This window comes from Paenibacillus sp. NPDC058898 (assembly GCF_049316025.1).
In the GTDB taxonomy this organism is placed as follows: Bacteria; Bacillota; Bacilli; order Paenibacillales; family Paenibacillaceae; genus Paenibacillus_AQ.
Window position 1 is genome coordinate 1 of sequence record NZ_JBMOSM010000028.1, and the last position, 23,245, is coordinate 23,245.

Below are 23,245 nucleotides of genomic sequence, written 5' to 3' on the forward strand. Positions count from 1 at the left end.
TTTGTAGATTAAAGCAATTTAGAGGAATAGCTACTCGATATGACAAGCTCAAAAGAAATTATCAAAGTTCTGTTGCTTTAGCATGTATATTTTTATGGCTACCTTTATAGGGTTAATTATGAACAGTAAATGTCAACAAACCCTAGTTGCGATAATTTCCCATTGTTCAGTAGAAGGACGTAAAGCTTTTTGACGATGTAGTTTTTTAGCTTTAGATAACATCAATATATACTCCATATTTATGCTGTCGCTGTATTGTCAATCACCACCGCTTCACTTTCTGCCAGCTTCTTGGCAGCTTCGATAGCGTTTTTGAATTGCTCTTCAATACGTTTTAAATCATCAGCTTCCGTTTTATCGATTCGATAGCAGTCCTCAACCATACGTGGCAAATACAACGAGTAATTCTGGTTACTGTTGGATGGGCGCATAATGGCATTTGAACGTACAGTGATAATTCGACCAATCCAGTCACTAGGGTTTGCATCAACTTCGCCACGCATTTTTTCATTCTTAATGGCGACATCCACAATGACTTGACCACATGCAGATTTACAATGCAAAGCTCCTGCTCGCCCTTGGTTCTTTGAACCCACCTTACCCGGATTAATGCTCACAACCTCCAGCTCACAATCCGCATCAAGTTTTAATTTAACTTGGTGTTTACTTGTACCGTCTCTCCAGTGACCTTCTGGATGCTTGATTACCAGTCCCTCTTTGCCCTGCATAAGTACATTAAAAAAGTGATCGTAAGTCTCGCCCAATGAGTGAACAACATGCGTATCAATAAGCCGCACATACTTAGGCTTAAACTTGGCCAGCATCGATTTAATCAGTGCAATACGACGTTTATATGCTGCTTCAAATTTTCCTTTTGACTTAACAGAACTAAGTGGAATGAAGTCCCAAATCATATAGATCGGTTTTTCATTTTCAGCGAATGAGCCACCCTTAGTGACCGAATTCAAGATGCCATTTCCAACCTTGCGTGGCAGGACGACACCATCACGCTCGACAAGTAGTTCGCCATGATATTGGACATCTTTGATCAGCATATCCATTTCCGCAGTAAGGTCGGAAAAATGCTCCATAGGTAACGGCGTGCCCTGACGTGAGGACAAGAAGAACTTATCTTCTAAATTGGTCCCGTTGGCAAACATGCCATCAGCTTTTTCTTGCAAATAAATGCCATCTTTCCACGGCCATGCCTTCAGCTTTACTTCACTAGGCAATGAACAGCGTTGGTATGGAAATACAGGAATCAAATCAGGCACGACTTTGTTGATCGTTGCATCACTAAAACCTGCACGTAAATCTTTTCTTAAAATTCGAATTAGAAGCTCGCCTGACTTCTCTGATAATTGAGCCAGTTGGCTACGCAGCGCTTCGCGCGCTGCATTGCCTGTTAGTTCACGGTTATTAAGCTTAGATAGGAACTCAAGGGTATCAACCTCATCAAACATTAATTCCCCTGTTCCTGCATCTTCTGCTTTTGGCAAAATTCCAAAGACAATAAACGGGTCATATGCCAAACGCAGAACTTCTCTGAACAACCCCTTTTCTGCTTCAAAATCCATGAGTAAAGCTAGTTTTTCATTTTTTGAGCTTTCAGATGCAATTTGGTTTAAAGCCTCTAGTAACTGATCGCTATTCATTGCTACACCTTATTACTGCTTTGCAAATGAAGGAATAAATGAATCTTTAAATGGGGAATCGCCTTCTTTGGATTTCAGCATTTCGCTTTTAGCGTTTTTAATCACTTCTCTAACATGGGCTTGATGAGCTTTAAATACTTCTTCGCCGAAATGCTCTTTTGCAGCTTGCAGAAAGACCGCTAGCCAATGATTGGTAAAATCACGAAGCATGTGACCTAGATCAAGCAAATATTCATCTTCTGATTTTTGAGCCAATAATTGTGCATATTCCTGAATTGATTCTGTGCCGGTATTCACGACTAATGCTGCTTGAACCTGTGCAACCACACCCATAATGGCTCTCATGTAAACTTCAAGCTGTTGTGGACCATTAACGTGAGCTTTTACAAACTCTTCGGTTAAATCCTGAATCTTGCGCATGTGATCAGGAAGCAAGGTCATGAAGCGTAATTCCTCGGCATCTACATTCGAGTCTTTTAATGCCTTGATTAAAGCTTCTAATAAATCTTCTGCGTTGCTCATAATTTTTCCTGTGTGTTTGCTTTGAAACGGTTAGCAATTTCTAAAAGCGATAATCCGCTCTCGATACTTGGTACAGTTAAGCTCTCACTCTCGATATATAAGTTAGCGCTTACTTTATTTTCTTGTTGCGATTCTACATGAACATCTTTGGTATTCAAACTATTTTTCTTTAGTTTAGTATTGATTGCATCACTTAATGAATAATTACCCTTTGAATTAACTGGAATTTCTTTTTCTGGTTTTTCACCATTAATATTAGTAAGTTCTAACTTATAATCAAATTTAGAAGAAATAGAAATTCCTTGTTTAGCCAGCCGCTTCCCAACTTGTTTTCGCATTTCTGAACGATCAATGTAATAGAGAGGCTTACCTGCCTCAATTTCACGTTCACGCATTTCGGCAGCTTCACAGTGATGTCTATGGATAGCGACTACACAAACTGCATCCACCTCGCGTTCATTTCCCTCCTGAACATTATGGATGCGCTTTAGGCATGCGGCATAATTAGGACGGTTGCCAGTATGAGGGCAAAAATCGCAGTAATAGGCATTTGTTCCGCTTCTGGATAATTCCAAATCGAGTTCAGGAAGAGTTTTAGTTACCATGATCCTTGTACTCCTTTATAGGCAGCATACTCATCTGTATCAAGAATTAATTCGCTCAGTTCGCTTCTGATAGGTCCAAAATAATTTTGAAAAATTGACTTGATCTCAGCTTCTCGCCCTTTGTCAAAAATATTGGATGCTTCGCGACCGAAAATTGATTGAGCATATTCAATTGGATTAATCGAATCCGAATTGGTAGACAATTCATCAACTAGATTACGTACAGCAGCCTTACTTAAATTCTTTACCCTTTCTGCTACTGTTGAGTAAGAAAGTCCTCCGTATTTTTCAAGAATTTCGACCGTTCGGTGATAACCGCCCTTGTTATCATGGTAATCAACAGCCTTGATCGCCAAGCCTAATACTTCATCTTGAGTATGCTTGTGGACAGCAAAATATTCTGTCAGCTCCAAAACCTTTTCATTCGTTGTGGTCTTTGTCACCATAAACCGACAATGTGGAACCCCAATAATTACTCTGTTCATTACCATGACCCCAAAACTTCACCATAAAATTCTTGTCGTTGTGCCATGAGCTGAGCCGCTTTACGCTCTTCCTCTTCTTGTTTTCGTTGCCGTTCTTCCTCTGTTTCATATCTGAATGTAAATTTGTACATGTCATCAACTGGAATCCCGAACGTTTGGGACAAGGTTTCTAAATATTGTTCAAAACCCTTTTCGGTAATCGCTGATGCGAAAGGCGCTCTAATGGCATTAATCGGAGAGTCGAGAGTCAAGTAAGTAATAAAATCATGGAAATTATCAAATTCATGCAGGATTTCGCTTTCACGTAAATCGCTATATTCACCTGCTTTACCTTTCGCTTTTAGTGTTTTATTAAATTCGGTATCAAGTGTTTCACCCTTACCTTCTGAATGGTGTTTGACTTGAGCCGTTTGATTTACCGCTGAGCCATAAATTTTGAATAATTGCGTGTTGCGTTTAGCTCCGTCCTGTACAGATAACAAGAACATCGAATAATATTTTGTCCCACTCGTATGCAATGAGTAGGCACTTCTGACCACAATTTTTAAACTCATAGTAAAAGCACCTTGAAAACTTCAACAATATTTTAAAAACAATGATTTGGAATCAAATACGATTCAGACTTTACCCATATACTTAATGCGTAAACTTACTGCGCTAATTGGCGTAATTGGTATCGCTTTTCGATACGCTGTGCGAACGATTTCAGGGTCGACTTCATTGGGGTCACATCCAGCAGGCAACGTGGCCAACCTTGCCTTTATGCCAAAGCTATTTATCTTTAAACATGCATCGATCGCAGACAGAATTGCGGCAGGCTCTCCATCCCACATAATTGTCACGCACTCCAATCCCTCATCTTTGAGCTTTAGTAATTCAGCCATTTGCGATTCATCACCACCTACCGAAAGATGCTTACCAAATGACGCGACAACTCCAACATTGCAAAGGAACTCGTCTTCCTTGAAGGCTTGATATATCGCCATAGCGTCAAAAGCGCCCTCTCCCATGACGATTTCAACGTAACCTAGGGCATTATGGCCGTTATATAGGTAAGTGCCCGTAGACGCGAAACCAGGAGGAAATAGATACTTCTTTTCAGCCTTTCCTGTAATATCCCGACCCTGAAAAGACACAAGCTTGCCTTCAAGGTCCCTGACAGGAATGATGATTCTCATGCTGTAGTTTTGGTATTGCTTTTCACCCGTTGGACCTATGTATGCAAACCAACCCTTTTGACAGAATTTCAGTCCAAATTCACGACACGTATCGAGCGTTATATTTCGATCTTTCAGGTACTTTAGGTTCTGACCCATGATCGGCAAGTCATAGGCTTTTGGAAGCTTTAGATCGCCAATTTTGGTTTGTGTGGGTTCACTTTTGCGCTTTGGCTGCCAGCCCTGCTCCTGAGCAATTGCTTTAACATGCTCGACAATCTCTTTATTGCTTAGGCTATTACCACCTATACCAGCCTTAATAAACTTCCATTTCGAGAATTTGGTTTCGCAATCACCATGAAAGCAGTTACCCAAACCCGTATCCTGATTCAGATAGACTTTCCAGCTTGAGTTACCACATACCGGACATTCCTTAACATTCAACTGGATTCCGTTTTTTCCGCGAGTTACTTTGTATTCAAACCCTTCGCGGTTAAGCCAATACTCCATATCAATGCGGTCTAATATCTCCGCTAAACTTTCTTGATCTCTCATATTGCAAAATCGCATTAGATAAAATTAGCGCTTATTTATACTAGCACAAAGTTATAAATAAGCGCTTACTATAATAATGGGTTAAATTTATTCGACGCTAATCACTTCTTCCAAGAACCTCATCATGGACACATTCTGCTTAATCACCACAGTAACCCCCATCTCTTGGTTACGAGAAGCTGCAAAGTACAATCGAGCCTGACCTTTCGCTCTCTCTTCCTCTGTAATGTTGATGGAGATTGCAACGTCAGCGGTCCTGATTTTGTTAAAGTCCTCAGCTACGTGCTCTGCCTTGGCTACCGTTGACTTAAAGCCCTCACGGTTGGTCTGAGTAGCTGTCAGTAACGCCACATTCTCTTCAAAAGCAATCGCGCGTAAATCAACATAGATAGCTCTTGAGTTCTCTTTTGGGTCATTTGTACGAATATCTGGACGCATCAAATCTGCATAGTCCACAATGATCATATCGAACTTGATTGGCGGTCTTATCGTTCCATCAGGGTTCCGCCCAGGATTCTTATACCTATCAATTAACGCTCTTAGCTGTGACGGAGAAAATGTACCGGAACCAAATTCATGAATAATAAATTTGCCCGCCGTCTTGGCTACCGTCTCGACCGCAGTTGCAACACTTGCAGCCTTCGACGCCAATTCTTTCATGATCACTTTTGAAATAGAGGCATCTAAACGGTCTGCAATAATGTCTTTACCAACTTCTAGCGTTACATATAGAACGTTGTATTTAGCAAAGCTTGCGATACGGCCAAAGTGAATAAGCGCTTGCGTCTTACCTGCTTTTGCACCGCCCATTAATAGAGACAGCTCCTTGCGTCCCCAACCTCTGTGATAGAGCAGATCATCAAGTTCTTTACAGCCAGTAGTAATGCCTGTCGGAGGTACTTTGCCTGTCAGCTTCTCGATACGTGCCAGCTTACGATTCAACGCCTGAGCGAAGAAGTCATAACCAACACCCTCTTCATTCAATCCGACCGCAATAGCTTCCTTGATACGCGCTTCAATCTTGGCGTAATTACCTGCCTCAAGATCAGGAACAGAATTAACAATCGCATTGGATACCGCCTGTTTTCGCGCGAACTCAACAACCTTTTCTTCAACGAAAGCCTTGTCAGTGACATAGATGCCAATTAATTTCTTCCTTGCTTCCACAATTGCCGCTAATGTTTCTCGCTTATAAACTTTAGAAGCAGCTTTATCCTTGATAATTTGGACAACAGAAGCGGGATCAGGAGAACATCCATATTTATTGAAGTGTTGGAGCGCAATATCGACCAGACATGCTTCACCCTGATTTTCGAAAAATTCTGGCTTCAGAATATGGGCGGCTCTTCTAAGAAACTCATCATCACGTAAAGTTAAAGCCGCAATTTTTGATTGAAACTCATCGTCGTAATCAAACTTTTCTTCGGTGAAGCCTTCGAGTTCTTTATCAACGACCTCTTCTTCATGAATTTCGGCCACAGCAGTAGACATATAAGATAATCCTTATAGAAAATAGATGGCTTACGTTTAAGATTTAGATTTCGACTTTCTCTCTAGCTCATCAACTAGGTCTTCAATCCCCTTAGTTGGTGAGAACTCGGAAATTTGGTGTTTAAAAAGAACACGCGCACGATAACGACCGTTTTTATCACCATTCAAATAACAACGAAGCGAGATCGTTTCTGCATCCGCAGCACGGATGTATCCACGTACAACTTCGCCGTCTGTTTTAATGACTACAATTTCCTGTTCTTGCTCTTGCAGCTTACGAACAAACTTCATGTAGCCCATTTCTTCAATTTCGCATTCGTTCGCTGGCAGCCTACGCCCATACGTTTTACGCGGCTGAAATTGAAGTTTTTGCTTTTCTTCCGTATTTAAGTAAATAGACTCCTTTGAAATTGGAGCGCTATTGCCGAACTTGTTTTGTATCGCAAGTTCTTTCTGCCATTCGCTCATTAAAACCTCGAAACATTAGTAATTACTATAAAAACGATATTATCAAATTATAGTAAGCGCTTATTAATATTTTAAGAGAAAAAAGCATTAAATACTGGATTTAATAGCTTGGTTGATGATTGAAATATCAAAAGACTCTAAAGCTTTTTCAATTCGAAGCGCATCATAGCGATAAATGCATGTCCCTAATGCGTAATGCTGCACTTGACGCATCCGCACCTGCTTAACAATAAAATCTTCATAATCAACTTGCATTGGACTGTTATGAAAAAGTGTAGCGGTAAAATATGGACTTTTAGCGATCTGGAGCGAAGCTTCACAATAAGACTCCCACTCATGGAAGACTTCAATTAACAGTTCTTCTTTTTTTAGTTGAGCAGGTCTAGGTGGCAAAGGTCTACCATTCGCAATCACCTTAAAGCATTTATCAAATGCGGTTTTTAAATAGAAGTCATAACGCATTCCCAAAGCATCAACCGCCTGTCTGAGTCGCCAAAATGACAAGGCCTCACGACTGAGTAAGAAATCTCGCTCCTTAATGGGTTTAACGAATTCGGCCGCCTTATGATCAATAGCTTTTCTATAAAAGTTTCGATATTCATTTTTGAAAAGCCGAAAGAAGTAATAAGTGGCTTGCATGGGATGCATCAGCCTATAGTCAAACCACTTGGTTGTCATTAACTGCGTTTCTAGCTTCCGCTCTTTCTTGGGAATGTACTGAATGGTGAGAATTTCGTAATGTTCTAAATCAAGGTCATTGCCATAAAAGTGACCCGCCCAATCTAAATACTTGGGTATTTGTTTTTCAACTTGGGACATCCGATCGTTTCCGAATAATTAATATAAAAACTTAAATATTATAGAAAGTATTATTTAATTATTCGTTAGCACTTCAAAAACCCAAGTTTTCGGAAAAGACCCAAGTACCGGAATGTTTAAGCCGGTCTTTTAGAGTTATAAAGTTCAATTAATGCGTGTTGTAGAGTTACGCCTTTAATCTGGGCATATTCGCGGACGTATTCCTTGGTTACGCCCTCATCCAGCTTTAATAGTGCCTCATACAGTCGTTTTATGCCATTTAATTCAAATTCATCCTTTTCTTCTACTGGCTTTTCAATAGCAGACTTATAAACGCCAGATTCAACGATAAATTCTTTTAATGGGTTCTCTTTGTTAAGGTCCTCTTCGCTGAGATCACTACCCAAAAACTCTTGGGTCGATACTTTTGGAAGCCTAATGTTTTCTAAAGGAGCGCCTGTCTTTTTAGCTGAATCGGAAGAAGGCTTGCTGTCATGGATTTCTTTCGCTTCGCCTTCAATGAAGTTATCGGTTTTTAAACTTACTTCAAAATAAATGCCCGTGATATTACGTCCTGTCTTGATTTTCTTTTCAGTAATAAACAGGTCAGTAAAACTATTAATCTGATCAATTGCCGGCTTCAATACACGTTTATTGAAGTTGGTCATATCCGTACTTTCGGGATTTTTCTTGTCTCTATACTCATGAGGAAGAAGGCCCATCTTGGCACGGAAGTCCTCAAAGTCATAAACAGGAGTTTTTCGTATATCCGAATTTTTCCAACTAGCGACCAACTCATACAGACGGATGCCATATTTACTGGTCACATCGCGTAAATTGTCGATGGCATATTTGGTAAAGGTTCCTTCTAGCTTGGTTACTAGAGGAATCACATCAGGAGCTAGGGTGATCGTTAATAATGCATCATCCTTAACGTATGAAACTCGTGATACCCAACGTGACCGAACCACCTCAATCTTGCCATTTCGCATTGTGGTGTAAGAAAAACGTCTTTCAAATAAGGTATCTTCGGCTTCCTTCAGTGTTTTATATGCCGCGCTCACTGTTGTATTAAATTTTTGGGCATATAAGGAAGCCGGAATCTCGATAATCGTTTCGGCAGTCAGATCTGCATTCTTGTTTCTGGAAACTAAAATGGCGAGTAGAATTATTCTTTGCTCAGCAGTGTCCAAAGCGTAGCTTGCATTAATCAATGCATTCGCTTTATAAACATCTGAATTCCTAATAAGTTCTGCCATATATTCCGTTTCAGAAAGGTTTTATTGGTTTTCGTAAAAGGTACATGATTAGATAATGTTTGTAAATCTAGTTAATCAGTCAGAATTGAGCGGATTTATATTTAAGGATTTTGACCAAAACATGACAATGTAATGACATTACCGGAGTTTTTGTACCTTTATAGGCATTCCTTCGGAATTTTTGTACCGTTATCGCCTGTTTTGAACGGAAAAAATGTACCGTTATCACTCCCCTATCGGAGTTTTTGTACCGTTATGATGATTTTGGCTATTAGTTTAGCGGAGAAAATGTACCTTTATAGGGGTGTAAACGGAGAAAATGTACCGAAATCCTTTTATGTATTCTTTAAGTTAATGGAAAAATGGCTTTAAAAGGTACTTATTCGGAGTTTTTGTACCTTTATAGGACTTCTAACGGAGAAAATGTACCGTTAAAGGCGATTTAACGGAGTTTTTGTACCTTTTAAACTATTGAAAATACAGGACAGAATTTTTGTACCGTTAAAAAGGAATATTTGTACCGTAATTAAAACTTTTTGTACCGTTAAAACGGAGTATTTGTACCGCTCAAACGGAGTTTTTGTACCTTAATAGGCTTTGAAAGTATTTGATAGCAATCGTTTCAGAGCTTCTAAAAGAAAAAAAGAAAAGATTTTAAATTCAAATAGGTTTTAAGTTATCCACAACGGAATTTTTGTACTGTTATTATTAGAACTCTTGTAATTCAAAGCATAGAGCGTTTTTAAAAAAAAGAGTTCACAGGAAGAAGTAAAATTGGGTTTAGTTTTAAATTCAAATTAAGATTTGTTTTGAAGATAAGAGTACATAAGGATAATGCATGTTGTTAAAAACATTATTCCCCCTACCAGATGCCAAAGAAATGAAATCATTGTTCTATCGGCTCATCATAGGTGCACACTGTAAACAGACAGTGACATGGATATTGTTTTGAATTGTTGAAGCTGTACATCCTGAAAACAGGATGCACAGCATTAATGTACCGAAATGCTTCATGATAAGAATAATTTCTTTTCAGCAGCACGGCGGTTAACTAATCCATTAATACGTTTGCCATTGTCAAAAATCCAACGATCAAACTGATTTGCAGCAGCAATATAGTTCCCTTGGTTAAGGACAGCCAACATTGTACTTTTGACAAATGCAGTTTCACCTACGTTGTAAACAAACGAAGCAAGCGCATCAAATTGATTTTGAGTTACCTTGACCTTCACATACTTATCAAGACAAGCATCAACCCACTTACAATCGTTTTTAAGCCATTCTTCTGCTTGAACACGAGTACAAGTATCACCCATTTTTACAGGTTGGCCGTTTGGATATTTGATTGTGCCGAAGCCAATAGTCGGGACGCTACCAGTATCCAGATATGCCGTATTCCTGAAACCTTCAAATCCACGTATAAGTTCATATCCTTTTTCGGAAATATCCCATTGCCCTGTAACGCCAGATTCAAGTTTGTAACCAATGAGTTTGGCGAAAGTTTCTAATCCCGCCTTCTCGATAATCTCGTCACCAGCAGTTACTTGTTCCTGAGTTAATCTGCCTCCTGACATCGCCCGAAGCCAAGAATAAGTTTGCGCAATCTGAGCCATTTGCACTGATGCAAGTGCGGATACCATGCTACTCATTAATCTTTAAACTCCTTCAGGTCGTTTTTAATATCAGTTGCAACTTCGAAAATGTCGGAATCCTCCTTCTTTTCGATATAGTTGAAAATCCAACGGACAATAGCCCACCCCGGCAAACCACATGTGAAGAAGAAACCGCCAAGCGCGATCATTCCCCATACGTCTGTTGCCCAAGCATGAAGGTTAAATTTGATGATGATGAAAGAGCCGCCAGCCAAGCTTGAAATTACTGTGGTAATCAAGCCAACTCCCCACTCTCTCGGAGATCTCGGCATCCGCATCATGAGCACTACAGCCGCAACTGCCATCACACAGATTGCGACTACGATAGTCATGCCAAATGCCTTCCAAGCAGCGAATCCACCGATAGTAGTTGATACTGGTTCGGTCATGATTTTCTCGCCTTAGATTAGTTGAGAAAATATAACATTTTTACTATATTTTATAAATAAGCACTTACTAATAATTTATGAGTGTGTAAAAATTATCGTTGTTCAATTTTTAGGATGTTTACTATGGCATTAAAGCAGATCACGAAAGATGAAGCTAACCTTTTGAACGTTCTTTTAGGGCAAGTCAACTTGCTCGAAGGTCAAAATGGAAAGCCGGTTGAAAACTTGACCTTGATTTACGATCGGAAGACTCCTGGTCTAGCTTCGGTCGGACTGGTTTATGTAGATGAAACCACTACCACTGAAGAAAATGGCGGTACTGCGTAACCATTCGACTTCATTAAAAAGGCTTCCAACTGGAAGCCTTTTTATTACATATTAGTGACGTCAATTGCCATAGCAATACAAGTGGCATTTCCGACTGCGGCTGTGCTAGAGCCTCTATCCTTTGCTACTTTATTCCAAATATAGAGGTCTTTAAAGTGGAATTCCTCGCCATTTTTATCAACCGCGAGTATGTACCAAGGCAATCCAGTAGATTCGCAGCCAGCCAAGTCAGATTCGGACGGTTTAGTTCTGCCATTGGTATGCGTATGCCATACACCAACAATTTCACCTTCCTGTTCTGCGCGAAGATACTCATCGGGATTAATAAGAAACTGAGTTTTCGGGAACGGCGAATCGTTACGACATTTAATAGTAAGCGCTAACTTATATTTATTGACAACAATAAAGCCACAAGCTTCATTTGGATAACAATCCATCGCATGTTGTTTAATTTCATTAAGTAGGCGTGTGTCGATCATACGCGCTGCACCCCTGGGAATGCGCCGTATGGAAGAACGGCATTTTCACCAAATCGGCAAGTACAAGAGCTAACCCGTTTCCCGCAGGCATCAAGATTCGGGTCATCTGTCGGCTTGTCATCCTTTGTGAAATAACCGCCTGTCCAACCGCAGTCTGGCGAACGGTACTGCCAGCGACATGCATTCTTGGTCACCTGACTGAAAGGTAGTTGAACGCCTTGGAAATCAAAGGCTGATGCCAATTCCCATTCAATTGAAACGCGGCTTTCATTAACCTTTCGATCAATAAACCAAATTTGATCTGGCAAATGTTGCGTTGGGTCGGCTTCGGGATTTCCATTAGGAAAGTTCACTTCGTCAAGGAAGCGGCCAAATGTACGTTTACGGATAACCTTGCATCCAATAAGGTTGTCCAGCTCCGCCGCAAGTGACGAAAATAAGCCACTTACGTTTGCCAGAATTAGCTTAGGCGTAGGCAAAGTGCCCTGACTGCTTACATCAAAGTCACTTGCTTCAATAGGCAAAGGGTCATAGCGTTCTCCCTGCCAGTAGATCGGTTGGTGAAACGCATTTACGCCAGAACAAAAACGAATAACATCGCCGCCAAATTTAGTTGTATCAATAACAAACAGTTCGACTTCTGCTGTTGGTGACAACGATTGAATTTCAGCTACAGCGATTTTCTCGCCCATTATTCATAAACCTCTTCAAGCACTGCGGTAATCTGAAAAACACCAAATTTGATTTGATTCATCTTCCATTCGCGGCAGACGAACTTGCCTTTTTTGCCTTGTGGGTCAATCCAATCAAACGCGGTTGTGCCATTGGCTTTGTTAAGAAACTCGTCAATTTCATTTGCCGTTTGCAGGTTGTTGGTAAAGGTGCAGTTCCATACCCGCAAACTTGGGTTAATAGAATTTGGAATACGAGCTTCGTAGCCATCATTAAACTTGACCGTAGAGACGGAAGGTTTTTTCGACTTTTCAGCGCCCAAATCGGGCTTCCAAATAAATTCCATAAGACTCAGAATGAAATTAAGCGCCTACCTAATTATAAGTAAGCGCTTACTAATATTAAAGGGGGTAATTATATTATTTCTTATATAATCTTCCTCCCGGTCTGCTTTGTTTGTCCAAGGTGCTCATGACAATGGCTTCGACCTGCTTCGCCATTTGTTTATATTCTTGAGCATCACCGCCAGATGCGCTTGTAGAAGAGCTTCCATCGTTGTTTACGGTGATTTGGATTTGAACGTGATTTTGCATGACGTTTGAAGCGTCACCCGCTCCCAACATGGAAACACCGAGTCTGCCCGATGAATCGCGAGTAAGCGGCATGATTGCTTCTGGCCCTGCTTCTCCCATCAGACCGTTTGCAAAACTTCCACCCTTGGCAAACATAAACGGTGTAGGTTCATTCACGATAGAGTTGGTAAAAATTCCACCCTTGGCGAACTGTGATGTACCACTCCAACCTACAGCGCTGTTGAAGCCACCGCCGACTTGATATGAAGCACCGCTACTAATGTCTCCAATACCTGCTCCTGCACCGCTGTAAGCTCCATAAGCGGCCATTCCGACTTGGAACAATGTACCTAACCAGTTACCGCCCGATGAGCCGCTGGAAGCTGTGCTTGATGCTAACAGGCTTGTTGCCCATTGGAACAAAGCATTAATTGCCTTGCTGATAGCATCTGACGCAAAAGTCCAAAGACCCTGTGATGCGCTGCTGACATTTTCCCATAATGAACTTAATCCTTGAGTCAGTGGATTTAAGGTAGCGCGTAGTTTGTCAAATAGCGGTATAGTGTCAGTAATTTCAGTATTGACCGCAGCACTTGTAGATTCGCCTGTATTTGGGTCAACAGCCGGAGCATAAGGACCTAAACCGCGCCATCTATTTAGCAAGTCTGATGCCCAGCCCATTCCGCCAGCAGCTTTACCGCTCAATAAGGATTTACCAAGATCAAAAATGGATTGGTTACCCATTACGTTGGTAATTAGCTTACTTGCTGAATCTTTTACAAAGACTTTTGCATAATCGGCAAAAATATCAGATCCAATTTGACGCCAGTCGAAGTCCTTGAAACTCATCCGTCCTGTAATGAGGTCGGCAACTGAGTCGATAGCACTTTCTGTCCACTTCTGGTTAATGCTTTCAATACCGACTTTCAGATCACGGTATTGGCGTAGCATCTGCTGTGTTGCGGATTCAGAGGCGCGAACACGCTTTTCATTTTCAAGCATTAAGCGCTTGGTGAATTCCTCTTCAGCCAGCTCTTTGGCTTTGATGAGTTCTGCATATTCCTTCTTGGCAGCCTCATCGTTTTCCATCATGGTTTTGGTAATCTGAATCCGCTTTTCTAGCGCCTTACGCTGCTCATTGATCTCCTTGGCAACTTCATCATACGCATAGTCGGCAGAAGATTGACGTCGATCAACTTCACTATCCATTAGGTCAATGGAGAGTTGTTTATTGATGTTTTTAGACTCATAAGCTTTGGATAAAGTGTCCTTGGCCACCTGATGGTTAAGCGCAAAGTCCTTGAAGTCGTTATAACCGCCTGCTTGAAGTGCCATTGGATTACGCACTTCATAACGGGCGAACTGACGTTCTAAAGCCATTAAGGCATCAGATTTCTTGGTGTCATTCTCGACAAATTGATCAAGGACGTTCTTAAAGTCCTCATCTGTTGAAGCCGATCTTTCAGCGGCAAACTGAATTGATGCCTTGTAGTCATCGGCCATCAACTTCTTCATTTGGGCGTTAAGGAACTCATTGACATGTTGACCTTTGTACATGCCGTCCCAGTCAATTTGATCCTTAGTCCAACCTGTATCAGGATTGTATGTACCCTTCGTGAATGGACGTGAGCGTGGGTCATTATTGTCATCCCATTTTCCGCTCATCCAACGCTCGATAAAGTCGTTCTTCGCTCTCTTGAGGTAGTCAACAGGCTGACCGAGAATTTCACTAATATCAGTCTCGCGGTCTTGAGCGCCCAACAAGGCTTTCTCAACATCAGCACGATATAGGTTGTTCCATTGGCGATCGTAACCTCGTCCAGTTTTCTCTTTAGGCGTTGAGCCTCCACCAGAACCAATTGCCGGTGCAGAATAATCGGCAAGATTTGACGGTGTAGGTAATACACTTCCTGTAGAGGTTGCAGACGAAGTTTTAGCGGCAGCAGCTTGCTTCTGCTTATTTTTGAGAAGCTTGGCGTTCTTTTCAATGTCCTTTTTAAGAACGACTTGTCCAGCGTATGGGCCTTTCTCGATATAAACCAGCCCGCCTAATTTCATGCCGCGTCTGTACCCGGCAAGCATATCGTCAATTTCTTTTAATTGCTGTTTGCCACCGTCAAGCGCATTCGTTAAGAAGCCTTTCCCCTTTTGTACAAGCTCCCGCTTCTCAAGCAATTTGGTGATTTTCTTGCCAAGTTCACGGGTTGCAGGTGTTGAGGTAAAGCCACCGCCCTCTTCAGCCGTTACACCTTTAACTGGGATTTTTAAAACTTCGCCTTTGTAGTTTGCCAAATCACGGAGATTACGGCGTGCGTTTTCTGTATCAATGCCTAACTGGATTAAAGCATTGTTCCAGATGGTATGTAGACCTTTTAACCCTGCGATCAGGTCATCCCGTAAGCCTTGCACTAACCGTTGGAAGGATGATCTTAACGGGGTTTCATTCTTGTTGACGCTATCAAGCCAAGAAATGAACATTTGACCTACAAGAAGTCCTAACCCGACCCAGCCTGCCCAGCGTAACATGCCGCCCAAAATGCCAAGGACGCGTGTACTCATATTGGAAACTTTAGGCACAACATTTTTTGTGCCATCGCCCATTTTTGATACCGCCTGCCCTAAGTTATTTGCAGTGCTTGTTGCGGTAGCCAATTGACCGGAAGAGGTTTGAGCAGTCTTACCCAAGCCACCCAATGCAGGAAGGAGTGTTGTAACTAGGCGACTAACTAGGCTTAATTTCCCAAAAAATAAACTTGTCGCTAAGGTTAGGGCGCCAAAACCAGCTCCAAGACCTGTCACAATGGCAATTGCGGGATGCAAATTCATCAAGTTTGCAATGCCGTCTACCGCTTTGGTTAGACCATTAACGAAGCCCGTTAAAAAAGGTAGAAGCGGAGCAAATGATTCAGCCAAACGTCCCAATGAAGCCATTAGGTTGTCTGTGCTACCCTTTAATGTGTCTTGAGCTTCTTTTAGGGCCTGCTGACTTTCTGCTGAACGTTTAGCGCTTTCTGCCACTTCATTTGCGCGGTCAATGAAGCGTTTATCTAACATGGTGGTCAAACCGTCTACGGTTTTATTTGACCAGCCCATGCCAGAAGCCCAACGAGTAAAGCCCGTGCGCTCAATTTTGTTTTGTTCATTCGGATCAACAACTTTGCCTTCGCTGTTGATCATCTGACCTTTCTGGTTGTAGGTCCAACGCTTGGTCCCTTCACCAAAGAAGCGGGTGAAGTTATCTTCACGCATCATGTAATCAAGAATCTGACCGCGTAAAGATGAGAAGAACTTAACCGGATCTTCGCCCATCGACTTCAAGTCCTTGAAGCCCGCGTTCTTCATCATTTTGGTAAATTCTTTGATATTTTTAGCGTTTTCTCTGAACGCCTTCTCAGCATCGCCGTCCTTGAATTCGTTGAGGATATCGGCGCCCATCAGATCGGTTACGGCACGATTGGTAATTGTCTTACCCGAACCGTATAAACCCATCATCTTGAGCATCGTACCTACGGTTGCGATACCCCCGCCACCACCGTTACCACCACCAGCGGTCTTGAACTGCTCACCAAGCGCTGCGATTTTTAACCAGCCATCGGCTGAGACGTCAGCTCGCATACCGCCCATGTTACGCGCAATGGTTTCAACGTCGGCAATTTTGATTTTGCCGTTTGAAATATTGGAGATTTTTAACAGCGTCTCGAATGATTTGTTAATTTCATCGACATTGTTCATGACTTGGCGGGATTCGGCGAATCCGTACAAGTTTTTCACTAGGTCGCTGTTTGAACCTGTTTCATTACCCGTTGCACGTAAGATGTGAGCCACACGGGTAGCAGTTGCTAATGTGGCATCAATGGTCTTTTCGTGGTTGCCACCCATTGCAGCCATAGCGTCAAGACGGGCATCAATGGCTTCTGTATTGGTGAGATATTTCTCAGTCTTGGTTAAATCTCTGGATTTTTGAAGGAATCGTTCTTGTTCTTCTTTTGGAAGATTCCACAATGATAGACGGAATTTAGATTGCTCTAATTCCATATTTTTGTGTACAGCGCCGCCTAGACCTTGATTGATCTTGATACTTGCGTACATTGCAGCAAGGTCTTTGGCAACAGACATTTGCTCACGATGCAATAGCTCTTGAGCCTTACGCTCTTCATTAAGCTGTTGCATTCTGACCCGATGTGCGTCACGTTCTGCCTGTTCAGCGGCACGTTGAGCAGCTTGATCTCGGTTGTTAAGCGTTCTTGTCCACCAACCTGTATAGTCCAGCTCCAGCTTGCGACGGGCATCCGCAGTTCTTGTCTGAGCTTGGCGTTCTTCATCGATGTTTCGAATTAAAGGGCGCTGTTTCAGGCGTGCATCGGCTTCTCGGCGTTCCCGTTTGTCGAGTTCGCGATTAAACCAGTTTGAATATTCCTGTTCTAATTGACGGCGTTTTTCAATGCGTCTGCGCTCAGCCTCTTCCTCTCTGCGTTCGCGGTTATAAAGCGCTTCTTTCCACCAAGCTTCTGTTCTCTTTTCAAGCTCTTGGCGTTTACGTGCTGTGTCTAGGCTCTTTTGTTCCTGACGGGATTTTGCTTGTTCTACCGATTGCTGGTTTTTAAGTGCGCGGGTGCGTTCAATCTGCTGATTGAGCAGGTTTACACCTTTTTGCAGCTCGCCATTTTGATATTCAATATCACGAATGACAGACTTGATTTGCTCCTTAACAAGCTTGGCCGCATCTGCCTCTTTACGCCACAATTCAATATTTGCGCGCATTTCCACTGCTTTTTCAGAAGTGGAATTCTTGTTCTTGCCGAAGAATGTGCCGTTATAAAGTTTTTGCTGTACTGCTAAATTAACTTCCGCACGTTTCTGAATCTGTGCGGCCTTATAAGCCATTTCACGGCGTTCAGCGAGCAGCTTCTCGTTATTCTTAATCTCAGCCTGTAAAGCTCTAGCATTATTTGCAAGTGTTCGTTTAGATTGCTTCTCTAGTTCGTCACCAGTCGCTTTTGCGTGTGCCTCAAGAATCTGCTGACCCTTTGAAACTCTATTCAAAAGTGGGTTTAAATTTTTGAGCTTTTTCTCGTAGGCTTGCGTAAAGTCAGCCAAATTTTCAATACTTTTGGCTGCTTGCGCTGTGGTTTTGGCAGTTTTTGATGCCGATTTGTCTACGCTATCCAATGAGCGTGAAAGTGAGTCAGTATTTTTCTGAACCCCACTTAACATTTTCAAGGAAGCTGCCAGATTGTCATCAAGCGTTTTGAATGAGGAAGAGAGCTGGCGAATATCTCCACCCAAACCACTAAGAATCTTCTCCAAGCTTTCGACGGAAGCGTTGGTTTTCCCCAGATTGCTGTCTAGCTTATCTAGGCGATCTGATGCCTTTTGAATAGCTTGGTCAAATTGATTGACATCAAGTTTGAGCGTATTGTTAATTTCGCCAGCCATATTTACTGCCTCGGTGCGCTAAGTCTTCGCAGCATTTCAAGACCGTCTCTGTCCAATTTGGCTTCTAATGGATTTGATTTAACTTTTACGACATCCCCCCGTTCCGCGAGTAATTGGTCGGTAACGTCTTTGGTCAAGGTAGATTTACTGTTACCGCTCATGAACGCTGCCGCACCAAACGTGGCTGCTGTAGAAACGTTTAGATGGCGTAAGTCGTTTCTGGCCTGAATGCGTTGAATGTTTTTGCTAAGAAGCCAGAAAATGCGTATTGGTAGTTTCAATACGCATTCATAGCTCATTGAATAGAAGTGCATGATTTGGCAAAAGATGAAGCCAAAATCGATTGCCAATACTTCTACTTTCCCTCTGGGTCTTCCTGAGTCTCTTCGGATGAGACTTCCTCTACCCCTTCGACGTCGTTGCCTTTTGCAAATTCAGCAATGGCTTGAATCTGGCTTACGTCAAGCTTGTTGATTTCTTCTTCCGTCATGGTTGGAATAGCCAAGCCGACGACTTTTCTCGTTAAGCGAACTTCATCTGCCAATGTGAATTCGCCCTTTTCTGCGCGTTCCACAATCGACTTGGACTCATCGACGATTTGGAGAAACTGCTCCACATTCAATGTGCGGATTTCGTGATTTTTTCCATTTACGACGACTACACGTTTTTCTACTGATTTAACTAATGGATCTAGGTTGAGTAATTTCATAAGCGAACTTCCTGAAAAATCTTATAAAGCAGCCTCACGGGTATGAGGCTGCATAAATATATTAGTAAGTGCTTACTAATATATTGTGAGAAAATTAAGCTTTAGCTGCTGGTGGTGTAACTGTGCCGACCTGATAAAGCACTTCATCATTGCCTTCAATGACTGGGTAGCCTTTGAAGTTACAGTTGAAGATTCGTTCTTCATCAAGCTTATAAGCAAAGGTCATGGCACCCGGAGTTGCCGCTTTAGGAACGCGTACTGCATCGTTGTAGTTCAATGAGCCGTTTACGCTTTTAGGAACCAATACCAACTCGTCAGCGAAATCAAGCAAGTTCACGCCAACGCCTGTAGGTACAATGGCTTTTGAAGTTCCGGCTGTTGAATCTGTTACCAGTTTTGCACCCGGCATAGTGGCAACAAGGTTATCTAACGTGGTTTCAGCCAAAGGAACGGCTACGGTAATGGTACGACCCATTACATATTCAGAAATTGGGGTATTACCGTATTGGTCTACTTGAACTTCGTGGGTTTCAGTTTCTACCGTCACTTCAACGCCACCTTTGGTGAAGCCAAGATCAACACCGCCAAAGAAGACTTTACATACACCAAGCTTAACGTTTGAGGTATCGTTGTTAGCCATACATTACTCCAATACTATTAATAAGCGCTTACTAATAATTGCATTGCCAAGAATACCATAATGTTTGGAATTTAAACACTTTCACTAGAACAAAGTTTTAATAAACTCGTCCGCTCTGTGCTGCAAAAGTTTGGTAATTTGCACTTCGTATTTGACTCTGGCCCGTTCCATGAATCGACCGCCCGCAACTTCGCCAAGTAGTGCGCTATTCATCACGGAATATTCGGAAGGCTGGAACTCTCCTCCAGTACGACCGACGCTCATGTGCTCGTGTACAAAGAAGAAATACTTTGCAACCGTTGCTCCGCGACTCGGCTGATTCAAATTAACGTAAACGGTATGCTGACCCAAGCCTCCCTTAAAGAACTGTCCTAGCTTGTTACGTTCATAACCGACCCGACGATATTTGATCGATTCGCGTAATCCACCATATTCAATGGGTGCCATAGCCTTGGCAGTATCGCGCATCTGTTTGGCAATACTGCCTAGCTCGGAATCCAGAACATTTGGCATTTCACTTAACTTGGTGAGTTTCTTGCGAAGCTCATTGAGTCCTGTGGTCTGAAGGTTCTTTCGGGCCATTAGGTAATCTCGCTAAAGGCAATCTTGAAGTCTGATGCCAGTTCGAGAGTGTTCCCTTCTGAGATCGGATATTCGATTGGCTCATTGTCCGGATAACATTGTTTAATGTGCATACCTTCAACAAAATGGTTATCCAGTGTAAGAAGCTTGAATACCTTCTTCATCAATTTATAACCCGTCTCATAATTGGTGGTCCTTACAATGACCTTGAATTCGGTGTTGTAATGACCCTTTAACTCATGATCAATTTTGGTTCCGTTGATTGGATTCCTTAGCAGGATTCCGTTTGTTACGGAAATTGGCATCATGTTGATAAACAGGTTTTGCCCTAAAGTGGCGACCCCTGCATCATTGAGCATTTGAGCGATAGGAATTAGTGGATTCATTCGTTATCACTCCAGTAGGTACATGCCGCTTCGGTGTGATCATGCTTGCCGCGAATATCAAACCGTTTATGGACTGATTTCACCACATACATGTCCCCACCAAACTCAATGATTGAGTCAATGGTTGCCGTGGTTTTGGGTTCAAGCAAAATGACCAGATCTGCAACCACTTCCCTTGCGTTGCCGCGCGAAGCAGACGAGTCCGCACGAACTGAGGTCTTGTTGCTTTGCTGAATCATCTTGACGATGGCGCAACGTTCCTTTCGTCTTAGCCCAAATTTGGCTAAACCGAAGTGATCATAGCCATTCCTTGCCCGAACGAAGCAGAACTGATTAGGTGTGAACATCTGTGTAGCCTACAGGTAAGTCATATCCATTCGGATGGAAGTGATGTCTTACGTCTTTTAAAGCCACATAACCTGCCTGCCCTTGAATGGACACAGGCTTATCAATGTCAGGTACAGCAATCAGGTCAATGCCAGATTCATGCAATGCCTTAATCTGGTGATCTACAAGTGATTGATAAATGAAATCCCGAACGATGGTTTTTACAAGACTAGATGGCTCTCTCCATTTACGCCCTGCACTATCTGTTGCGGTAATTTCCAGTTCAGCCATTTTCTTTTGTACTAACAAGCCCATTGCGCCGTGAGCATTATTCTTTCCAAGCAGTTCAATCGCCTTGTTTTGGATTCCTGTAGAAATTGCGCGGTTCGCTTGGCGCAACATATCAATGGAAATAGATACAAGTTGATTTTTGACATGTTCAAGTTCGAACATGTTGTAAGCCACCTCTTGAGCGTCCAAATTTGATGCAATCTGCTCAAGAGTGTTGCCAGCAGCTTCAAGGAATAAATAATGTGCGTTAGCCACAAAATTCTTGGCGTTTTCAATCTGATACTGCGAAGGCGTATAGCCTGCGCGCCTTGTAGTGAAAAAAGCGCCATTTATTGCCATAACATAATTATCCATGAGACTCGTGAATCTCATTGAGAAATAATCCAACAAATAGCGCTTTTGTTCGTCCATTTTAAACCCTCGCAATAACCTTGCTTGTCGATACAAAGCCACTCAAATATCTTAGAGTTGCCTTGCTAACCGCTAACCTGAGTTGTCGCCCACCGATATAGCTCTCATGGGTTTCGCCAATGGTTTTGGATTTAAGGCCCTGTGCAAGAGCTAATTCGATGGGATCACCACCGCCAAGAATTGCATTCGCTTCCGCAACTTGCGCCTTTCTCAAGGCAGCCTTAAATTGCTCTGATAGCTTCTGGTAGGCGGATGGTGTCGTGGCTCGTAAATTGACACTTGGAATATTGAGCGTGCAAATCCGCTGTCTCGCCTCAATCAAAGCCGCTACCTTACGAACTTCGCCTTCTGTGAGGAAAACTTCCGTTTCCGGCATCGTCAATGCTGTCAGCTTTGCCTGATTTAATGTCTGAAAACTGTTTAAACCTACAATCAACCGTTCTCTTGGTGAAATGAGGTAGCTGACGTCAAACGCATAGGTATTCCCATCCCGATTGATTAGATCAAATTGGAGAATACGCAAATGATCGATCTCAATTGAGTCCATGTCCTCAACCTTGATTTCCATAGGGTTGAGAGCGGGAATCTGGTTATATTCAGCCTCTACAGTTACCTTGGTTTGGGTGACATCGAATTCGGCCTTTGGCTTAATCTCTACACCGTTTTGATCGACAATACGGTAGCTTCCTTGGGTCACTTCAAGGGGATTTCCGTCGTCATCGACAAAGTTGATAGGAAGAGATACTGACGTTCCGGCAAGGTAGTAATTCATCAGGTATTATTCCTGTGCATTCATGATGGCTTTGATTAATGTGGCAATTGAATTGCCTTTGACATTAAATTCGGCTGCAATCTCGCGTAATCCCGCAATGCCACTTTCATCAGCAATCTTTTCCAAAGCTTCCTGAGTGTATTTAGGTTCCGCTTTCTTGGCTGTACTTTCCTGCTTTTCTACCCCAGTCGTTAAACTGGCAACCTGATCGGAATGCTGCTGAACCTGATCTGCATTTAAGTGAGCATGACCAGTAATCGAGTGCAGCAATTCAAGTCCCGACTGTTGGCGAATATCAGGTGCGGGAGTCATAAGGTTCTGTGTATGAATTGCACCTAAATTCGCGGGATCGCCGTTTTCCCATACTGCGCCAATGGTACTTGCAATGCGAATTGCATCATTAGGCATCACGTCATATTTCGATAAGCCATTTTCAAAAAATACCACGCCCATTTGACCTGTATAATTTTCGAATCCAGCTCCGGTTAATTTTAATTTCATGCTTAATCCAACCTGCCATTTTAGTTAAATAATAAGTTATAACTAATATTTAAACAATCAATATAAATAATGCTTTCAATAAAAAAGAGACTATTTCTAGTCTC

Annotated in this window: 26 protein-coding genes and 1 pseudogene; 2 read left to right on the top strand and 25 right to left on the bottom strand. The window is 42.3% G+C overall.

Annotated elements, in window-relative coordinates; all coding sequences use genetic code 11:
* Nucleotides 1-110 (top strand): annotated as a pseudogene (locus ACOZB4_RS33265) (IS5/IS1182 family transposase); the annotation flags it as partial.
* A gap of 129 nt (nt 111-239) precedes the next feature.
* On the opposite strand, the gene ACOZB4_RS33270 reads toward ACOZB4_RS33265, so the two are convergent.
* From ACOZB4_RS33270 to ACOZB4_RS33325, 12 genes are all read right to left on the bottom strand, one after another.
* Nucleotides 240-1,655, bottom strand: coding sequence for a hypothetical protein (locus tag ACOZB4_RS33270; RefSeq protein ID WP_004832933.1), 1,416 nt, complete (start codon nt 1,653-1,655; stop codon nt 240-242).
* A gap of 12 nt (nt 1,656-1,667) precedes the next feature.
* Nucleotides 1,668-2,177, bottom strand: coding sequence for a hypothetical protein (locus tag ACOZB4_RS33275; RefSeq protein WP_004832935.1), 510 nt, complete (start codon nt 2,175-2,177; stop codon nt 1,668-1,670).
* Nucleotides 2,174-2,782: an Asp23/Gls24 family envelope stress response protein gene (locus ACOZB4_RS33280; protein WP_002124005.1), complete on the bottom strand. Its 609-nt coding sequence runs from the start codon at nt 2,780-2,782 to the stop codon at nt 2,174-2,176. The genes ACOZB4_RS33275 and ACOZB4_RS33280 overlap by 4 nt, the downstream gene beginning before the upstream one ends.
* The gene (locus ACOZB4_RS33285) at nt 2,776-3,267 is read right to left on the bottom strand and encodes a hypothetical protein (protein WP_004832937.1); all 492 of its coding nucleotides are present in this window, start codon (nt 3,265-3,267) and stop codon (nt 2,776-2,778) included. The genes ACOZB4_RS33280 and ACOZB4_RS33285 overlap by 7 nt, the downstream gene beginning before the upstream one ends.
* Entirely contained in the window at nt 3,267-3,821 is a 555-nt protein-coding gene (locus tag ACOZB4_RS33290) for a hypothetical protein (protein WP_004832940.1), read from the bottom strand. Before ACOZB4_RS33290 ends, ACOZB4_RS33285 begins: the two co-directional genes overlap by 1 nt.
* A 63-nt stretch (nt 3,822-3,884) precedes the next feature.
* Entirely contained in the window at nt 3,885-4,979 is a 1,095-nt protein-coding gene (locus tag ACOZB4_RS33295) for a hypothetical protein (protein ID WP_004832942.1), read from the bottom strand.
* An 87-nt stretch (nt 4,980-5,066) separates the two neighbouring features.
* Nucleotides 5,067-6,470 carry a DnaB-like helicase C-terminal domain-containing protein gene (locus ACOZB4_RS33300; protein WP_000102026.1) on the bottom strand — a complete coding sequence of 468 codons (1,404 nt, stop codon included), beginning with the start codon at nt 6,468-6,470 and terminating at the stop codon, nt 5,067-5,069.
* A gap of 36 nt (nt 6,471-6,506) precedes the next feature.
* A complete protein-coding gene (locus tag ACOZB4_RS33305; RefSeq protein WP_000005905.1) occupies nt 6,507-6,938 on the bottom strand; it encodes a hypothetical protein in 432 nt (143 codons plus the stop codon).
* 87 nt (nt 6,939-7,025) lie between these two features.
* The gene (locus ACOZB4_RS33310) at nt 7,026-7,757 is read right to left on the bottom strand and encodes a hypothetical protein (RefSeq protein WP_000084438.1); all 732 of its coding nucleotides are present in this window, start codon (nt 7,755-7,757) and stop codon (nt 7,026-7,028) included.
* Nucleotides 7,758-7,873: 116 nt separating this feature from the next.
* The gene (repM, locus tag ACOZB4_RS33315) at nt 7,874-8,995 is read right to left on the bottom strand and encodes a replication initiation protein RepM (protein WP_000818856.1); all 1,122 of its coding nucleotides are present in this window, start codon (nt 8,993-8,995) and stop codon (nt 7,874-7,876) included.
* 1,010 nt (nt 8,996-10,005) lie between these two features.
* Nucleotides 10,006-10,644 carry a lysozyme gene (locus ACOZB4_RS33320; RefSeq protein ID WP_004832954.1) on the bottom strand — a complete coding sequence of 213 codons (639 nt, stop codon included), beginning with the start codon at nt 10,642-10,644 and terminating at the stop codon, nt 10,006-10,008.
* Nucleotides 10,644-11,036: a hypothetical protein gene (locus ACOZB4_RS33325; protein ID WP_000138815.1), complete on the bottom strand. Its 393-nt coding sequence runs from the start codon at nt 11,034-11,036 to the stop codon at nt 10,644-10,646. The genes ACOZB4_RS33320 and ACOZB4_RS33325 overlap by 1 nt, the downstream gene beginning before the upstream one ends.
* Nucleotides 11,037-11,159: 123 nt before the next feature.
* Here ACOZB4_RS33325 and ACOZB4_RS33330 point away from each other — a divergent pair, with 123 nt between their 5' ends.
* On the top strand, nt 11,160-11,363 hold the full coding sequence (locus ACOZB4_RS33330) for a hypothetical protein (RefSeq protein ID WP_005130226.1): 204 nt from the start codon (nt 11,160-11,162) through the stop codon (nt 11,361-11,363).
* Between the two features lie 44 nt (nt 11,364-11,407).
* Here the strand turns inward: ACOZB4_RS33330 and ACOZB4_RS33335 are convergent, their stop codons facing one another.
* The 13 genes from ACOZB4_RS33335 to ACOZB4_RS33395 form a co-directional block, all read right to left on the bottom strand.
* Nucleotides 11,408-11,842 carry a C40 family peptidase gene (locus ACOZB4_RS33335; protein ID WP_005130224.1) on the bottom strand — a complete coding sequence of 145 codons (435 nt, stop codon included), beginning with the start codon at nt 11,840-11,842 and terminating at the stop codon, nt 11,408-11,410.
* Complete coding sequence (locus ACOZB4_RS33340) at nt 11,839-12,534, bottom strand: phage minor tail protein L (RefSeq protein WP_005130223.1); 696 nt, start codon at nt 12,532-12,534, stop codon at nt 11,839-11,841. The genes ACOZB4_RS33335 and ACOZB4_RS33340 overlap by 4 nt, the downstream gene beginning before the upstream one ends.
* Complete coding sequence (locus ACOZB4_RS33345) at nt 12,534-12,860, bottom strand: phage tail protein (RefSeq protein ID WP_000394499.1); 327 nt, start codon at nt 12,858-12,860, stop codon at nt 12,534-12,536. Before ACOZB4_RS33345 ends, ACOZB4_RS33340 begins: the two co-directional genes overlap by 1 nt.
* Nucleotides 12,861-12,933: 73 nt before the next feature.
* Nucleotides 12,934-18,522: a tail length tape measure protein gene (locus ACOZB4_RS33350; RefSeq protein WP_045124727.1), complete on the bottom strand. Its 5,589-nt coding sequence runs from the start codon at nt 18,520-18,522 to the stop codon at nt 12,934-12,936.
* A gap of 2 nt (nt 18,523-18,524) precedes the next feature.
* A complete protein-coding gene (locus tag ACOZB4_RS33355) occupies nt 18,525-18,803 on the bottom strand; it encodes a hypothetical protein (RefSeq protein ID WP_000775242.1) in 279 nt (92 codons plus the stop codon).
* Between the two features lie 74 nt (nt 18,804-18,877).
* Nucleotides 18,878-19,231 (bottom strand): hypothetical protein, encoded by a 354-nt coding sequence (locus ACOZB4_RS33360; RefSeq protein ID WP_000771531.1) that lies wholly within the window; start codon nt 19,229-19,231, stop codon nt 18,878-18,880.
* Nucleotides 19,232-19,325: 94 nt separating this feature from the next.
* Complete coding sequence (locus ACOZB4_RS33365) at nt 19,326-19,871, bottom strand: hypothetical protein (protein ID WP_032007467.1); 546 nt, start codon at nt 19,869-19,871, stop codon at nt 19,326-19,328.
* 84 nt (nt 19,872-19,955) lie between these two features.
* On the bottom strand, nt 19,956-20,453 hold the full coding sequence (locus ACOZB4_RS33370) for an HK97 gp10 family phage protein (RefSeq protein ID WP_000101578.1): 498 nt from the start codon (nt 20,451-20,453) through the stop codon (nt 19,956-19,958).
* Nucleotides 20,453-20,839, bottom strand: a complete 387-nt coding sequence (locus ACOZB4_RS33375; RefSeq protein WP_001068664.1) for a minor capsid protein — start codon at nt 20,837-20,839, stop codon at nt 20,453-20,455. Before ACOZB4_RS33375 ends, ACOZB4_RS33370 begins: the two co-directional genes overlap by 1 nt.
* Nucleotides 20,836-21,186: a hypothetical protein gene (locus ACOZB4_RS33380; RefSeq protein ID WP_000494965.1), complete on the bottom strand. Its 351-nt coding sequence runs from the start codon at nt 21,184-21,186 to the stop codon at nt 20,836-20,838. The genes ACOZB4_RS33375 and ACOZB4_RS33380 overlap by 4 nt, the downstream gene beginning before the upstream one ends.
* Nucleotides 21,173-21,868: a hypothetical protein gene (locus ACOZB4_RS33385; RefSeq protein ID WP_002027131.1), complete on the bottom strand. Its 696-nt coding sequence runs from the start codon at nt 21,866-21,868 to the stop codon at nt 21,173-21,175. Before ACOZB4_RS33385 ends, ACOZB4_RS33380 begins: the two co-directional genes overlap by 14 nt.
* A gap of 1 nt (nt 21,869) precedes the next feature.
* The gene (locus ACOZB4_RS33390; RefSeq protein WP_001110365.1) at nt 21,870-22,640 is read right to left on the bottom strand and encodes a hypothetical protein; all 771 of its coding nucleotides are present in this window, start codon (nt 22,638-22,640) and stop codon (nt 21,870-21,872) included.
* A 6-nt stretch (nt 22,641-22,646) separates the two neighbouring features.
* Nucleotides 22,647-23,141 carry a hypothetical protein gene (locus ACOZB4_RS33395; protein WP_000769019.1) on the bottom strand — a complete coding sequence of 165 codons (495 nt, stop codon included), beginning with the start codon at nt 23,139-23,141 and terminating at the stop codon, nt 22,647-22,649.
* Nucleotides 23,142-23,245 lie beyond the last annotated feature (104 nt).